This is a genomic window from Streptomyces roseolilacinus, from assembly GCF_014649335.1.
Classification (GTDB): Bacteria; Actinomycetota; Actinomycetes; order Streptomycetales; family Streptomycetaceae; genus Streptomyces; species Streptomyces roseolilacinus.
This window is the reverse complement of the sequence record NZ_BMSV01000003.1, coordinates 153,267-167,507: the sequence shown is the minus strand read 5'-3', so window position 1 is coordinate 167,507 and position 14,241 is coordinate 153,267. Positions and strand designations below refer to the sequence as shown.

At 69.9% G+C, this 14,241-nt stretch carries 13 protein-coding genes and 1 pseudogene; 7 read left to right on the top strand and 7 right to left on the bottom strand.

Annotated features, from left to right (window positions below):
• Positions 1-156 precede the first annotated feature (156 nt).
• On the top strand, positions 157-1,587 hold the full coding sequence (locus IE106_RS08240; protein ID WP_189531483.1) for an endo-1,4-beta-xylanase: 1,431 nt from the start codon (positions 157-159) through the stop codon (positions 1,585-1,587).
• 101 nt (positions 1,588-1,688) lie between these two features.
• Complete coding sequence (locus tag IE106_RS08235) at positions 1,689-2,990, top strand: RICIN domain-containing protein (RefSeq protein WP_189532206.1); 1,302 nt, start codon at positions 1,689-1,691, stop codon at positions 2,988-2,990.
• A 399-nt stretch (positions 2,991-3,389) separates the two neighbouring features.
• Here the strand turns inward: IE106_RS08235 and IE106_RS08230 are convergent, their stop codons facing one another.
• On the bottom strand, positions 3,390-3,800 hold the full coding sequence (locus IE106_RS08230; protein WP_189531481.1) for a RidA family protein: 411 nt from the start codon (positions 3,798-3,800) through the stop codon (positions 3,390-3,392).
• Between the two features lie 79 nt (positions 3,801-3,879).
• Here IE106_RS08230 and IE106_RS08225 point away from each other — a divergent pair, with 79 nt between their 5' ends.
• Positions 3,880-4,251 carry a winged helix-turn-helix transcriptional regulator gene (locus IE106_RS08225; protein WP_189531479.1) on the top strand — a complete coding sequence of 124 codons (372 nt, stop codon included), beginning with the start codon at positions 3,880-3,882 and terminating at the stop codon, positions 4,249-4,251.
• Between the two features lie 186 nt (positions 4,252-4,437).
• Here the strand turns inward: IE106_RS08225 and IE106_RS08220 are convergent, their stop codons facing one another.
• On the bottom strand, positions 4,438-5,145 hold the full coding sequence (locus tag IE106_RS08220) for a CBM20 domain-containing protein (protein ID WP_189531477.1): 708 nt from the start codon (positions 5,143-5,145) through the stop codon (positions 4,438-4,440).
• Positions 5,146-5,629: 484 nt separating this feature from the next.
• Between IE106_RS08220 and IE106_RS08215 the strand changes: the two genes are divergently transcribed.
• Positions 5,630-6,241, top strand: coding sequence for a DinB family protein (locus tag IE106_RS08215; protein WP_189531475.1), 612 nt, complete (start codon positions 5,630-5,632; stop codon positions 6,239-6,241).
• A 101-nt stretch (positions 6,242-6,342) separates the two neighbouring features.
• Positions 6,343-6,753, top strand: a complete 411-nt coding sequence (locus IE106_RS08210) for a VOC family protein (protein WP_189531473.1) — start codon at positions 6,343-6,345, stop codon at positions 6,751-6,753.
• Between the two features lie 305 nt (positions 6,754-7,058).
• Here the strand turns inward: IE106_RS08210 and IE106_RS08205 are convergent, their stop codons facing one another.
• Positions 7,059-7,619, bottom strand: a complete 561-nt coding sequence (locus IE106_RS08205) for a GNAT family N-acetyltransferase (RefSeq protein ID WP_189531471.1) — start codon at positions 7,617-7,619, stop codon at positions 7,059-7,061.
• 874 nt (positions 7,620-8,493) lie between these two features.
• Here IE106_RS08205 and IE106_RS08200 point away from each other — a divergent pair.
• The gene (locus tag IE106_RS08200) at positions 8,494-10,560 is read left to right on the top strand and encodes a carbohydrate-binding module family 20 domain-containing protein (protein ID WP_189531469.1); all 2,067 of its coding nucleotides are present in this window, start codon (positions 8,494-8,496) and stop codon (positions 10,558-10,560) included.
• 107 nt (positions 10,561-10,667) lie between these two features.
• On the opposite strand, the gene IE106_RS08195 is transcribed toward IE106_RS08200, so the two are convergent.
• The 4 genes from IE106_RS08195 to IE106_RS08180 all read right to left on the bottom strand — a co-directional run bounded on the left by IE106_RS08195 (position 10,668) and on the right by IE106_RS08180 (position 13,829).
• Positions 10,668-11,012 (bottom strand): alpha-amylase inhibitor, encoded by a 345-nt coding sequence (locus IE106_RS08195; protein ID WP_229840175.1) that lies wholly within the window; start codon positions 11,010-11,012, stop codon positions 10,668-10,670.
• Between the two features lie 547 nt (positions 11,013-11,559).
• On the bottom strand, positions 11,560-12,270 hold the full coding sequence (gene xynA / locus IE106_RS08190; RefSeq protein ID WP_189531465.1) for an endo-1,4-beta-xylanase XynA: 711 nt from the start codon (positions 12,268-12,270) through the stop codon (positions 11,560-11,562).
• A 972-nt stretch (positions 12,271-13,242) separates the two neighbouring features.
• Entirely contained in the window at positions 13,243-13,638 is a 396-nt protein-coding gene (locus tag IE106_RS08185; RefSeq protein WP_189531447.1) for a type II toxin-antitoxin system death-on-curing family toxin, read from the bottom strand.
• Positions 13,635-13,829: a ribbon-helix-helix protein, CopG family gene (locus tag IE106_RS08180; RefSeq protein ID WP_189531445.1), complete on the bottom strand. Its 195-nt coding sequence runs from the start codon at positions 13,827-13,829 to the stop codon at positions 13,635-13,637. The genes IE106_RS08185 and IE106_RS08180 overlap by 4 nt, the downstream gene beginning before the upstream one ends.
• Before the next feature lie 233 nt (positions 13,830-14,062).
• On the opposite strand from IE106_RS08180, the pseudogene IE106_RS30225 reads away from it, so the two are divergent.
• Positions 14,063-14,236, top strand: a pseudogene (locus IE106_RS30225) (DNA-binding protein); the annotation flags it as partial.
• Positions 14,237-14,241: the final 5 nt, after the last annotated feature.

Here is a 14,241-nt window from a genome sequence, read left to right as displayed (position 1 = left end):
GTGCCGGCTGCGATCGCCCCGGTCCCGTGACCGCGGTGCCCGGTGATCCCGCGCCGCCCGGACCCCGGCCCGTCCCGTCCGTCTGCCGCGGAGCAGCGGACGACGCACTCCCCCGCGCTTCAGTCCTTCCGTGACCCCTACCTTGGAGGCACCACCATGGGCTCGTACGCCCTTCGCGGACCCACGGTCCGCCGGAAGATCCGCGGCCTGCTGCCGGCGCTGCTCGTCGGCGTCCTCGGTGCGACCGCCACCCTGGTCGCGCCGCCGGCCGCGCACGCCGCCGAGAGCACGCTCGGCGCCGCGGCGGCGCAGAGCGGCCGCTACTTCGGCACCGCCATCGCCTCGGGCAGGCTGAGCGACCCGACGTACACGGGGATCGCGAACCGCGAGTTCAACTCGGTGACGGCCGAGAACGAGATGAAGATAGACGCCACCGAACCGCAGCGGGGCCAGTTCAACTTCACCGCCGGCGACCGCGTCTACAACTGGGCGGTGCAGAACGGCAAGCAGGTGCGCGGCCACACCCTGGCCTGGCACTCCCAGCAGCCCGGCTGGATGCAGAATCTCAGCGGCAGCACGCTGCGCCAGGCGATGATCGACCACATCAACGGCGTGATGCGCCACTACAAGGGCAAGATCGCCCAGTGGGACGTCGTGAACGAGGCCTTCGCCGACGGCAGCACGGGAGCCCGGCGCGACTCCAACCTGCAGCGCACCGGCAACGACTGGATCGAGGTCGCCTTCCGCACCGCGCGCGCCGCGGACCCGGCCGCCAAGCTCTGCTACAACGACTACAACGTCGAGAACTGGACCTGGGCCAAGACCCAGGCCATGTACGCCATGGTCCGGGACTTCAAGCAGCGCGGCGTGCCGATCGACTGCGTCGGCTTCCAGTCGCACTTCAACAGCGGCAGCCCCTACCACAGCAACTTCCGCACCACCCTGCAGAACTTCGCCGCCCTCGGCGTCGACGTGGCCATCACCGAGCTCGACATCCAGGGCGCCCCGGCCTCGACCTACGCCGCCGTGACCAACGACTGCCTGGCCGTCCCGCGCTGCCTCGGCATCACCGTCTGGGGCGTGCGCGACGGTGACTCCTGGCGACCGGAGCACACGCCGCTGCTGTTCAACAACGACGGCAGCAAGAAGCCCGCCTACACCGCCGTCCTCAACGCGCTCAACGGCGGCTCCACCACGCCCCCCGCGGAGTCCGGCCAGATCAAGGGCGTCGCCTCGGGCCGCTGCCTGGACGTGCCCGGCACCAGCACCACCGACGGCACCCAGCTCCACCTGTGGGACTGCCACAGCGGCACCAACCAGCAGTGGACGTACACCGCCGCCGGTGAGCTCAGGGTCTACGGCAACAAGTGCCTGGACGCCGCCGGCACCGCCAACGGCGCCAAGGTCCAGATCTACGGCTGCTGGGGCGGCGACAACCAGAAGTGGCGCCTCGGCTCCGACGGAACCATCGTCGGCGTCCAGTCCGGCCTCTGCCTCGACGCCGCCGCGAGCGGCACCGCCAACGGCACCCTGATCCAGCTCTACTCCTGCTCCAACGGCGGCAACCAGCGCTGGACCCGCACCTGAGGGGACCCCGCCACAGACGAAAGGGTGAATCGATGACGGCCTACGGTGCGGCTTCTCCCGCCCCGCCCGGAAGACAACGCTGGTGGTCCCGGATCGCCGCCGTGGTGGCGGCGACCCTCGCGATCGGCATGCTCACCGCGGTGGATCCGGCGCCCGCCGAGGCGGCGACGGTGGACACCAGTGCCTGGTACGTCCTGGTCAACCGCAACAGCGGCAAGGCGCTGGACGTCTCCGGCGCGTCCACCGCCGACGGCGCGCGGGTCGGTCAGTGGACGCGCAACGACGGAGCGCACCAGCAGTGGCAGTTCGTGGACTCCGGCGGCGGCTTCCACCGCCTCAAGGCCCGGCATTCGGGCAAGGTCCTCGACGTGGCCGGCGCCTCGACCGCGGACGGCGCCGCGATCCAGCAGTGGGCCGACCACAACGGGGCCAACCAGCAGTTCCGCCTGGCCGACTCCGACGCGGGCCACGTCCGGCTGATCAACCGCGCCAGCGGCAAGGCGGTGGAGGTGCAGGGCGCCTCCACCACCGACGGCGGCAACGTCGTCCAGTACACCGACTGGGGCGGCGCCAACCAGCAGTGGCAGCTGGTCAAGCTGTCGTCCGGAGGCGGCGGCGGGTGCGGCACCGCCCCGACCCTGACGAGCGGTACGCACACGATCCAGAGCGGAGGCAAGAGCCGCAGCTTCATCCTCAGGGTTCCCGCCGACTACGACAGCAACCACCGCTACCGGCTGATCTTCGCGTTCCACTGGCGGGGCGGAACCGCCGGCGACGTCGCCTCGGGCGGCACCAGCGGGAACGCCTGGGCCTACTACGGCCAACAGGAGCAGTCGAACAACAGCGCCATCCTCGTCGCCCCCCAGGGCCTCGGCAACGGCTGGGCCAATTCCGGCGGTGAGGACGTCACCTTCGTCGACGACATGATCCGGCGCATCGAGGGCGGGCTCTGCGTCAACCCCGCACAGCGTTTCGCCACCGGATTCAGCTGGGGCGGCGGCATGAGCTACGCGCTCGCGTGCAGCCGGGCCGGCGTCTTCAGGGCCGTCGCGGTCATCTCCGGCGCCCAGATCAGCGGATGCAGCGGCGGCACCCAGCCCATCGCCTACTTCGGGATCCACGGCATCAGCGACTCCGTCCTCACCATCGCGCAAGGACGGTCCCTGCGCGACAGGTTCGTCGGCAACAACGGCTGCACCGCCCAGAACCCGCGCGAGCCGGCGCCGGGCAGCCGAACGCACGTCACCACCGTCTACTCGGGCTGCCGTGCCGGATACCCGGTCCAGTGGGCCGCGTTCGACGGAGGCCACATCCCCGGTCCGGTCGACGGCTCCCCCGCCGAAAGCGGCGTCGCCACCTGGACCAAAGCAGAGATCTGGAGGTTCTTCGCCCAGTTCCAGTGACACCCCCGCACCACGGCGGGGGGCCAGGACGATCCTGGCCCCCCGCCGGCGTCCACCCCGGACCGAGGGACGGAGAGGCCCTCCGGAGAACTCCCACGCCTTCGGACCGGTCACGGCCACGGTGAGGGCGACGGCGATCTCGGCGGTCTCCCCCAGGAGACGCTCGGCGGGCCGCCGGGGGCCGCGCTCTTCGACTCCGCCACGGGCTTCGCACCGATCCGCGCAGGCCACACCGGCAGCGGAACCGCCGGGCGGGCGGGGCCCCAGGTGGCGAACCGGGGAGAACGGGCCGGGCCTCCCCGCCCGGCCGGACGCATGCGGTCCGCCCACAGCCGCACGCTCCCGGAAAACGCGAGCTCCTCACCCCCTCCGGGAGGTCGAGCCCGTGCGAGCGGTCGGTCAGTCGACGAGGGCGGTGGCCTCGATCTCGACGAGGACACCGGGGTCGAAGAGGCAGTCGACGCCGATGAGTGACGCCGGGGGGAGGGGCTGCGGCAACCCGATCTCGTCCGCGACGCTTTCGACGCCCGCCATGAAGGCGCCCATCTTCTCCGGCTTCCACTGGGTGACGTAGACGGTCAGCCGCACCACGTCGTCGAACGTCGCGCCGGCCCCGGCGAGACCGCGTGCGGTGTTCCGCAGCGCCTGTCCGACCTGCCCCGAGAGATCTCCTGGCGCGACGAGTGTCCCGTCGGCGAGACTGGAAATCTGCCCACTCACATGGACGTGTCTGCTGCCGGTGGCGACGGCGACGTGATGGTAAGGCGCGGGCTGCAGCAAGCCCTCGGGGGTGAGACGTTGAACGGGCATGGTGGTCTCCTTCCGGCGACGGACCTCGGATAACTTTGATATCCAGGCGACGCAGGACACTTCAACGAGACCAGGTTTCATGACCGATACCGCCCTTCCCCACGACGACGAACTGAGCATCCCGGCGCCGCACCGCGAGCTACTCGACCAAGTGCTGGACAAGTGGTCTTTGAGCGTGCTCAGCGAGCTGTGCGAGGGGCCGCGCCGGTTCAACGAGCTGCGCCGTGCGATCCCCTCGGTCACACAGAAGTCGCTGACCGCCACCCTGCGCAGACTGGAGCGCAACGGCATCATCGAGCGTGAGGTCGTGAGCTCCAGGCCTGTCGCGGTGGAGTACCGGATCGCCCCGCTGGGGAAAACCATGCGCCCTCCCGTCGATGTCCTCCTGGACTGGGTACGGACGTACATGCCCCAGATCGAGAAGGCACGGGAGACCTTCGACTCCAGGTGAGACGCGGAGCGGGGAAGCCGCCGCGCTTCGCCCCGCGCCTCGGCCACCGGCAGGGCGGATCCCCCCGGCCACTCGTACGGCACCCACCGGGGCCGTGGGCGGGGCCGGGTGGCCCCGCCCACGGCCCATGGCCCTGCACGCGGTCGCTTTCGGTGAGCGCCCGGAAGGGCGACGCGGTGCCGGGGGTCAGCGCCAGACGTCGTTGAGTGTCACAGTGCCGGAGGACGTGGTGAACACGGTGCGGTTGTCACCGTTCTCCCAGGTGATGGTGCCGTCGGGGTTCTTCTTCAGGTACTTGTACTCCACGGTGGTGTGGGGCGGCAGCTGGTGGGTGCCGTCCCACAGCGGGTAGGTGCCGGAACCGGTCGTCAGGGGGAGCGCCTTGGCCGGGTCCCACGCGCCGAGGTCGGCGACGTTGCCGGAGACGTAGAGGTTCTGGCCCCACGTGGTGGTGGCGGTGACGCGGAAGGCGGCCGTCACGGGGGCGACGTTCCAACGGTCGTCGTTGGCCGGCTCGTTCCGGGACACGGTCAGGGTGCGGTTGGGAATGCTTTCCCAGGTCACGACGCCGGTGGGAGAACGCTTGAGGTACTTGTACTGAACCGTGAGGCCGACAGGCAGCCGGACGCTGGTCGTCCAGTGCGGGTAACTGCTTGCGGTGGTGCCCAGGGGGACGGCCTTGGCCGGGTCCCAGGAGCCCAGCTGCGGCGCGTTGCCGGAGAGCAGGAGGGTCTCGCCCTCGGTCGTGGCCTGCACCCGGAAGGTCACGGAGACGTCTTCCGCCGTGGCTGCCTGGGCGGGGGGAGCGGTGACGGCGAGCAGGCCGGCGAGGAGGACGCCGAGCATCAGCAACGACTGCCAGGCGGACGGAACCCGATGACGCAGCAAGAGCATGTCATTCCTTACGTGGTGGGTGGTCGCTGTCACGGAGGGCCGGTATCACCCGCCGTCCACCCGCATCTCAACACAACTTGAAGAATCCAGGCGCCCGAAGATGTCCCTTCCGTTCAAAAGGTCGCACAATTCAGCCACTTGACCCGGTCGTCTCGTGACCGTTCATTCAAGACATGAACACAAGGCGAATGTCGAAGACCGAACGCCTTGCAGTGGGTGACCGGGTGCGGAGGAGACGAAAGGCCCTGGGGCCGACATCGTCACGCCATCCTCCGGTTACGTCCCGGCCCCGCAGAGGCCATCGGCCCCCTTTGCAAGATGACGCAAAAAATTTCATGCCGACCGCCGCCGGGGCCGCACTCCACCCGTGCACCGCCCAGCCGCATGCGGTTCCGCCGGCCGAAGACCCCTGTGGTCAGCCCCTGTCGAGCGATAGAGTCCGCTGAAAGCTTGCGGCAAGCTCTTGCATCGAGAGGGTCCAGCCATGCCGGGATTCGCCCCACCCGTCACCGATGAACGCACGGCGTTGACCGCGTATCTCGCCCATCAGCGGCGCGCGCTGCGCGCCACCGCGCACGGCCTGACCACCGAGCAGGCCCGGATGGCGGCCACCGCCGGCGAGCTGAGCATCGGTGGGCTGATCAAGCACGCCGGGCGGTGCGAGCTCTTCTGGACCGACCTCATCCTTCAGCAACGAGGCGGGCCGCAGCGGAAGGCGGACGAGTCGGACGCCGACGAGTTCCGGCTCGCCCCTGACGAAAGCCTGACCGGGGTCCTGGCCGCGTACGCCGAGGCAGCCGAGCGGACCGACGCGGTGATCGCCGGCATACCGGACCTCGGGCAGGCCGTCCCCGTACCGCGCGGCCTTCCGTGGTTCCCTGAAGAGGTCGGGAACTGGTCGGTCCGCTGGGTCCTGCTCCACCTGATCGAAGAGACGGCACGGCACGGGGGTCACGCCGACATCATCCGCGAGAGCATCGACGGCGCCACCCTCTACCCGCTGCTCGCCGCAGCCGAGGCCTGGCCGACCCCGTGGTTCCGGCCGTGGGAACCCGCAGCCCCGAACACCGGCCGGCAGCAACCTCCGGCCTCGTAGGCAAACCCCCTGACTGGAGGGCGACTTCGGAGAACTGCGGCGCGTCGAGAACCGGACCTGCCCGTAGTCCGGCTCACGGGATCGTGTGGCAGGATCGCGGGATGCTACGACTCACCGACTTCATCATCGACTGCCCGGACACGATGAAGCTGGCAGCCTTCTACTCCGAGGTGACGGGGCTCCCGGTCAAGGAGGGCAGCAACGAGGACTGGGCCGGTATCCGGTTCGGCGAGATCGAGCTGGCCTTCATCCGGGTGGAGGACTATCGCGCCCCCCGGTGGCCCGACAGCGAGCATCCCAAGCAGTTCCACCTCGACTTCGAAGTCGACGACATCGAGGCCGAACAGCGCCGCGTCCTGGCCCTCGGCGCGACCCTGCAGCGGGATTGCGTCGGTCCCGACGGCTACGGCTTCCGCGTCTACACCGACCCCATCGGTCACCCCTTCTGCCTCTGCCGCAACAAAGGTGTCACCTGGACCGATCAGGGCCCCGTCTGGCCCGAGCGCGGTTAGAGCACGTCTCTTCGGTGGGCTCGTCGTTGATCGGACGTGTTCATCCGATCAGTGACCGCCGGCGTGACGTGGGCCTGGATCAAGCCATGGATGCGGGCCGGCGCAGGCCGCGGTCGGCGATGGGCCGACCACCGCCGCACGGTTGAGGCTGTTGCGTGCACGTACCGCACGTGTCGCCGGGTCGGACACCGCCTGCGGAGGCGCGCCGCCGGGGTTCGAAGCGGAGGCGTACAAGCAGTGGTCTGGTGCCGCTCGGCGCAAGGATCAGAGCATCTCGCGGACGGGAAGGCGGGCAGGTCCCGGTCCTAACGGCCGGCCGTCGGGTGCCACTCGCGGCGGAGGAGGCCGAAGACCCAGGAGTCGGAGACGTCGCCGTTGACGACACAGTCCTCGCGGAGGGTGCCTTCGCGGACGAAGCCGAGCTTCTCCAAGACCCGGGCGGACGCCACGTTGCGTGTGTCGGTCTCGGCCTGGACGCGGTTCAGGTCCAGGGTGTCGAACGCCCACCGCAGGACGGCGTGCGCGGTCTCCGTGGCGTAACCGTAGCCCCACGCGGCGGCGTCGAAGACGTAACCCAGGGACGCGCTGCGGAAGTCCGGGTTCCATCTGGTCAGGCCGCACCAGCCGATGAACGCGCCGTCGGAGACGCGGTCGACGGCCACCCGCGCTCCCGTGCCTTCCTCCTCGATCGTCCGGCAGGTCGCGATGAAGCGCTGGGCGCGGGCCGGTTCGGTCCACGGCGGGGAGTCCCAGTAACGCATCACGTGGGCGCTGCTGTGCAGCGCGTACAGCGACGCCGCGTCGGCGTCGGTGAACGGCCGCAGTCGCAGGCGGGCGGTGTGCAGCTCGGGGGTGGGCAAGGTCATGCGGAGCATCCTGCCGGGTCACGCTCGCCCCCGACCATCCGTTTGTCCGGACGGTCGAGGGCGCGTACGTCCGTCCGCGGTGACGCCAGACACGCCGGACAGGCGGTGAGTCCGCAGTACCGTGCCGGCCATCGCACCCGGCAGCAACCTCTCCGTGCCGGTACTGCTGTCGAAACCCGTGAACATTTCGATTTTCTCTCGGGTGGCGGCCGCCTCCCGAACCGGTGCACATCCGCTGCCCGTTCCCGCGGACAGAGCCACGAACCACTCCGGCGGTCCGCGGGGTTCAGCCACGGCGCCCCAGAGGTCATCGAGCCTCTCGATCGGCCTGCCTCCCAGGTCGACCACCACGGTTCCGACTCGACCCTCTTGGCCGTCAGGACAGAGCAATCGGCCCTCTTCGAAGGCATCAGGGCTCCGAAGAGGCGGTGCCCCCTGGGGGCCGTGCCGCGGAGCAGGTGGAGCACACGCCGGTGGCGGCGATGTGGACGGTGGCCGGCCGATCTCCCGGTGCCGCACCGGGCGCCGGCCCTGTCCCGCCGGGGCGGAACCGTGGGCCCGGCCCCATGGCCTGAAATCGACGGTCAGTTCCGTCACGGAACACCGGCTCCGGCACTCACCCCACCCACCGTGCCCGGCGCCCGGCGTGTCTCGGGGCCCGGCCGACGGGGGCGTCCGGTCCGTGGCCGGCGAGAGGCCGGGACGGTTGTCAAAACCCTTGACGCCTCAATGAGTTCACCCCTAGCTTGCTCGATGCTTGCAGCAAATTACAGCAACATCTTTCAAGTGCCGTGGTGCGAGCGGGTCTTGTACCGGCTCGCCGCTTCGGCGCACCCGCACCCGCACCCGTATCCGCACGAGGAGTTCTCCCCCCATGAAATTCGCTCGCAGAGCCGCGTCCGGACGGACCACCGCAGCACTCGCCTGCGCCGTCCTGACGCTCGGACTGGCGCCCACGCTCGCCTTATCCGCCCAGCCCGCGGCTGCCGCGCCCAGTGCCAACGGGCCCAAGAAGGTCACCGCCGTCCTGTTCGAGTGGAACTTCGACTCGATCGCCCGGGAGTGCACCCGGACCCTCGGACCCAAGGGCTACGGCTTCGTCCAGGTGTCGCCGCCGCAGGAACGCATCCAGGGCAGCGCCTGGTGGACCGCCTACCAGCCGGTCAGTTACAAGATCCAGGGGCCGCTCGGGGACCGCGCGGCCTTCAAGAACATGGTCGACACCTGCCACGGCGCGGGAGTCAAGGTCATCGCCGACACCGTCCTGAACCACATGACCTCCGGGGCGGGCACGGGTACCGCCGGCACGCAGTACAGCAAGTACAACTATCCCGGTGTCTACTCCGACGCCGACTTCCACGACTGCCGCCGCCCGATCGGCACCAACTACTCCGACCGGTACAACATCCAGGAGTGCGAGCTCGGCGACCCGGGACAGCCCTCGCTCTCCGACCTCGACACCGGCAGCGAGTACGTCCGCGGCAGGATCGCCGGATACCTGAACGACCTCACGGCGCTCGGCGTCGACGGCTTCCGCGTGGACGCCGTCAAGCACGTCCCCGCGCGCGACCTCGCCGCCATCCGTGCGCGGCTGACCGATCCCGACGCCTACTGGATCCAGGAGGCGATCTTCGGCACCGGTGAGGCCGTCTCACCGACGGAGTACCTCGGCAACGGTGACGTCCAGGAGTTCCGCTACACCAGCGACCTCAAGCGGATCTTCACCAACGAGAAGCTCTCCTACCTCAAGAACTTCGGCGAGGCCTGGGGATACATGCCGTCCGGTCAGAGCGGCAGCATGGTCACCAACCATGACACCGAGCGCAACGGCAACGGCCTGAACTACCGCGACGGCGCCGCGTACACCCTGGCCCACGTCTTCATGCTCGCCCACCCGTACGGAACGCCGTCGGTGCACTCGGGGTACGAGTTCGCCGGCCGCGACGACGGCGCTCCCAACGGCCACGACGTCAGGGCCTGCTACAGCAACGGCTGGTCCTGCCAGCACGCCTGGCGGCAGATCGCCAACATGGTCGCGTTCCGCAACGCCGCCGAGGGCACCGGCATCACCGGCTGGTGGGACAACGGCAACAACGCCATCGCCTTCGGCCGCGGCGACAAGGCGTTCGCCGTCGTCAACCGCGAGGGCGGCGCGATCACCCGGACCTTCCAGACGTCCCTTCCGGCCGGCACGTACTGCGACGTCCAGCACGGCGACCCGGTCCCGGGCGGCGGCTGCACAGGCCCCACGTACACCGTGGGCTCCGACGGCAGGTTCACCGCCACGGTCGGGGGCAACGACGCGATCGCATTGCACGTCGGGGCGGTCGACGGGGACAGGCCCTCGGACAACGTGGCCACCGTCTACTACAGCACCGAGAAGAACTGGTCCGCGTACCGCCTCCACTACGCCCCGACCGGCGGCGCGTGGACCACGGCTCCCGGCGTCGCGATGGAGGCCGCCTGCACCGGCTGGGTGCGGAAGTCCGTCACCCTGGGCTCGGCCACCGGCCTCAAGGCCGCCTTCAACGACGGTTCCGGCACCTGGGACAACAACAACGCCGCGAACTACTCCCTCGGCACGGGGGACGTGACGGTCAAGGGCGGCGTCGTCGGCCAGGGCAACCCCTGCGCGGGCCAGCAGACGCGGACCGGCGCCTCCTTCGCGGTCACGGCGACCACCGTGCCGGGTCAGAACATCCACGTGGTCGGGGACGTGCCCGCCCTCGGCGCCTGGTCGCCGGCTGCCGCCCGCAAGCTGGACCCGGCGGCCTACCCGGTCTGGAAGCTCGACCTGGAGCTGCCCGCCGGAACGACGTTCGCGTACAAGTACGTGCGCAAGGACGCCGCCGGGAACGTCACCTGGGAGAGCGGCGCCAATCGCACGGCCACCGTTCCGGCGGACGGCAAGGTCACCCTCGCGGACACCTGGCGCGACTGACCCGCACCACGTCGGCGGGCGGCGGCCGCGCCGCCTCACGGTCGTACGGCCCGGGCGGCGGCGAGGCCGCCGCCCGGAGCCGTGCCCGGTACCGGGGAGGCAAAGGGTCAGGCGCCGCTCGCCGTGGCCGGTTCGCAGGTCCTCAGTCCGGTGACGTAATTGGCCTGCGTTCCGTACCCGGCGAAGGTCGCCCAGGCGCCGGGCTCGATGACGCGGCACGGGGCCGCCTGACCGTCGGTGTACTCGACGGTGACGGCGACGGTGACGTCGCAGCCGTTGTGGACATCGGTGTAGCGCCAGCTCGAGTAGTACTGCACGCACTCCGGAGGCGTGGTCGTGGCGGTGGCCGCCACGGCGGGCGGGGCGGCGGTCAGAGCCATGAGGAGCCCGGCGGCCGCGGCTCCGCCGGCGAGGGCAACGGGGCGCGATATGCGCGTCATGAGGTTTGCCATGCCGGGAATCATGAGACGGCCTGCAAAGCTTGCGCAAGTTCTTGCATGGAATTTCAGACACACACCGGAACTGGACGGTAACAGCCGGTCAGCTCGTCATCGAAGGTGCAAGAACTTGCGCGCAGTGCGGCTCAGCGGTGTGTCCAGCAGCAGTCGCGGGCGCCTACGGGGCCATGACGGCGACACTCGGGTGGCGCCGGCGCCCAGGGGCAGGTGGTGGCGACCTACGTTCGGACGGTGCCGCGTTGCGGGGTTCTTCTCGGCGCGGCCTTCCACCGGCGCGCCGGATTCGTCGCGGGGACCAGATGGCCGAGGACCAACTGTTTGGCTCCGGCCGGTTCCGCCCCGGACGGTGGCGCCCGTGACGACCCGGTGAAGCCATGAGGGCAGGAGCCTTCCAGCAGCAGCCGGTAAGCGGTGTCGACGTGTCCGGTGGTGGTGTGGGCGTCGCGGATCAGGGGTGCCCCCACCGCGGTGGGGAGTTCGTCACGGCTGCGGGACCCGCCACGAGGACGGAGCCCGCAGCCGGTTGTTCGCCGGACGGAGGTCAGCCGCTGACTGTGATGTTCGAGCTTCCGCTGCTCTGGTAACCCTCGGTGGCCATGATCATGTAGTACCTGAACTGGCCCATGTTCATGCCCGCGCGCGCCCAGGCGTCGAAGTGGTTGCCGGTGGTGATGGTGCCGGAGCCGCTGGTCACCTTCGACTGCCGGACGCTCCAGTACTGGTCGAAGGTGCGGGTGCCCTCGACGGAGGGGGCGTTGTACCGCGTCGTCTTGTAGATGTCGTACGTGCCGCCGTCGCTGTGGACGGTGCCCCTGTACTGGCCGGTGGGCCGGTAGCTGCCCCAGTTGTCGACGATGTAGTACTCCACCAGCGGGTTCGACGTCCAGCCGTAGAGGCAGCCGTAGCCGTTGCCCGACGGGTTGAAGTAGCCGGTGTAGCGGACCGTCCTGCGCCCGCCGGTGCTCCAGCCCTTGCCGGCGACGAAGTTGCCGCAGTTGGTCCACCGGGTGCTGTAGCTGCCGCCGCCGTTGAGCGTCATGGAGACGGAGCCGCCGCCGTCGGTCCAGAACGAGTAGTACATGCCGTCGTAGCCGGTCTGGTTGGTGGTGATGGTGGTGGCGGCGTGGGCGGTGCCGGGCAGCAGCAGTCCGGACGCGGTGGCGAGCGCGACGGTGCCGGCGCCGCCGAGGAAGCCTCGTCGGCTCAAGCCGCTGGGGGGAGTGGGGCTCTGCTGAATCCGATCCTGCTGCATGCGTCCTCCCGATGAAGGCTGGTGGGGGGCGGGCGACTTCTCCTGCCCGCGGTCCTGCAGGGAACACGGCGGGGTTCGCCCGTCGCGGTGCCGCAACGACCGACCGCCATCCCCGGTCACATGACGCGAGGGGAACGACGCTCTCCTGTCGTCCGGTGGCCACAGTTTTCGAAAAGCGCCATGACCCTGTCAATAGTTTCGACAGCCTTTCGGAAATGTTTCCCTCTCCGGAAGGAGTCTTGGCGAGCATATCTTCGCTGGTCGAGCCACCTTTCACGCGAGCCGTTGCAAGGGGTGGAACGGGTCGAGGAAAGGACGTAACGCAAGCATGCGCTTAACTTCCGAAACTTTCGTACGAGCGTGGAAGTGACGGCGACGGCCCCCACGGGAGCGACTGCGCGCGAACGGCCCGACCCGGGCACCGCGTACGACGCGGACGCGGCGGAATCCACGACCGTCGCCTACGTCGAGGTACGGGGGTGCCACGGCGCGGCCCCTCGAATCCGCCGGCCTCGCGCTGACGGACGTCTCGGCCCCCTCGACCGCGAGCGGCGACCGGGACGAGCGAGCACACCGCCCGTCGCCGGCTTCAGCGGACGGCCCGGGACGGCGCCACCACCTTTCGGTGCGACCTGTCCCACCCCTCGCGGGGCTCTCGACATGTGGGCCACCGCGCGGTGGCTCCCCGCACCCATCTCGCGGCACGGGCGACGCGCCGGCCAGGCGTGCGGGAAGGGCCTCACCGAACCGCAGGCCGCGTACCGCGTGTTCGTCGATGCAGTCCGCTCGGCCGGACGCCCGCCCACGAGGTCCGGCTCGACATCGAGACCCAGACCGTGTACGAGGAAACGGGGCACTCTCCGCCCAGACCGTCGCGTCAGGCCGGAGGCGGTGCGTACGCCCCAGTCAGTGACGAGGGCGTCGACGAGGAGCAGGCCACGGCCTCCGTCCCCCACCGCACGACGTCGAACGTCAGGAAAGGGGGAACCAGGACGAGAGGTGCTTGGCGATGGCAGGTACGTCGACGGTGTCCTGCGCGACTTCCTCGACGAACGGGCCGGCAACGGAGACGGGTGGCGGGGCGGTACTGGCGCTGACGCCGTTGAACCGCAGGAAGACGCGCATGGCCAGCCAGGCGGTGCGCTCGTTGCCGTCGATCAGCGCGTGATTGCGGGCGACGGAGTGCAGCAGAGCCGCCGCCTTCTCGTGCAGCGTGGGATACGACTCGGCTCCGAACACGTTCGTCCGGGGTCGCTCGATCGCCGACACCAGAAGGCCCATGTCACGCACGCTGTGCTCGGTGCCGTTGACCGCGCGGGCGATGGCCAGGATCTCGTCGATCTGGACGTAGCGCACGCTGCTGGTCACTTCAGGTAGTCCAAGATCTCCGCATCACTGTCCATGAGTTCCGCGAGAACGTCCTCGACCTTCAGCTCAGCCCGCTCCTGGGCGTCGCGAATGGCCTCGATGGCGAGTTCCTGCTTGCTACGACCCTCCCGGCGAGCACGCTCGGTGAGCTTCGCGTCAAGGTCGTCGGGGAGTCGGAGTGTCATCGCCATGCAGCCATGATACCGGCCTGGTATCAAGCCGGCGAGGTGATACCAGCCGCTCGGCTCCGGACCGCCTCGCCACGCCCTGTGGCCCGTACGGCCTTGCTCTCGGCTTCAAGAAGCGTGAGGCCGAAATGGCGACCCACACCGCCGCCGGGGAGGCGGAACGGTGCGCCGCTACCGGGTTCCCCGCCCCGCGTCCATGAGACCGGTCCGCGCGGCCCCGGCCGTCCGTCTCCCTGACCGCCGCCACCCTGCTGCGGGCGGCCGGGCTGCACGGTCACGCGTACGCCATCGACGCGATGCTCTGCGCCACGGCCCTCGCCCAGCAAGGTCGCGTCACCGTCCTGACGTCCGACGTCGAGGACATCACCCTGCTCACCACGGAGCACCCCCGCGTGACCGCTGAGAAGGTCTGGCT

Bases quoted from the DNA above. Each gene is read 5' to 3' on its own strand.
- IE106_RS08180 (WP_189531445.1), bottom strand. From the start codon at position 13,829: ATGGCGATGACACTCCGACTCCCCGACGACCTTGACGCGAAGCTCACC.
- IE106_RS08230 (WP_189531481.1), bottom strand. From the start codon at position 3,800: ATGCCCGTTCAACGTCTCACCCCCGAGGGCTTGCTGCAGCCCGCGCCT.
- IE106_RS08200 (WP_189531469.1), top strand. From the start codon at position 8,494: ATGAAATTCGCTCGCAGAGCCGCGTCCGGACGGACCACCGCAGCACTC.
- IE106_RS08220 (WP_189531477.1), bottom strand. From the start codon at position 5,145: ATGCTCTTGCTGCGTCATCGGGTTCCGTCCGCCTGGCAGTCGTTGCTG.
- IE106_RS08240 (WP_189531483.1), top strand. From the start codon at position 157: ATGGGCTCGTACGCCCTTCGCGGACCCACGGTCCGCCGGAAGATCCGC.
- IE106_RS08215 (WP_189531475.1), top strand. From the start codon at position 5,630: ATGCCGGGATTCGCCCCACCCGTCACCGATGAACGCACGGCGTTGACC.
- IE106_RS08195 (WP_229840175.1), bottom strand. From the start codon at position 11,012: ATGGCAAACCTCATGACGCGCATATCGCGCCCCGTTGCCCTCGCCGGC.
- IE106_RS08205 (WP_189531471.1), bottom strand. From the start codon at position 7,619: ATGACCTTGCCCACCCCCGAGCTGCACACCGCCCGCCTGCGACTGCGG.
- IE106_RS08225 (WP_189531479.1), top strand. From the start codon at position 3,880: ATGACCGATACCGCCCTTCCCCACGACGACGAACTGAGCATCCCGGCG.
- IE106_RS08210 (WP_189531473.1), top strand. From the start codon at position 6,343: ATGCTACGACTCACCGACTTCATCATCGACTGCCCGGACACGATGAAG.
- xynA (WP_189531465.1), bottom strand. From the start codon at position 12,270: ATGCAGCAGGATCGGATTCAGCAGAGCCCCACTCCCCCCAGCGGCTTG.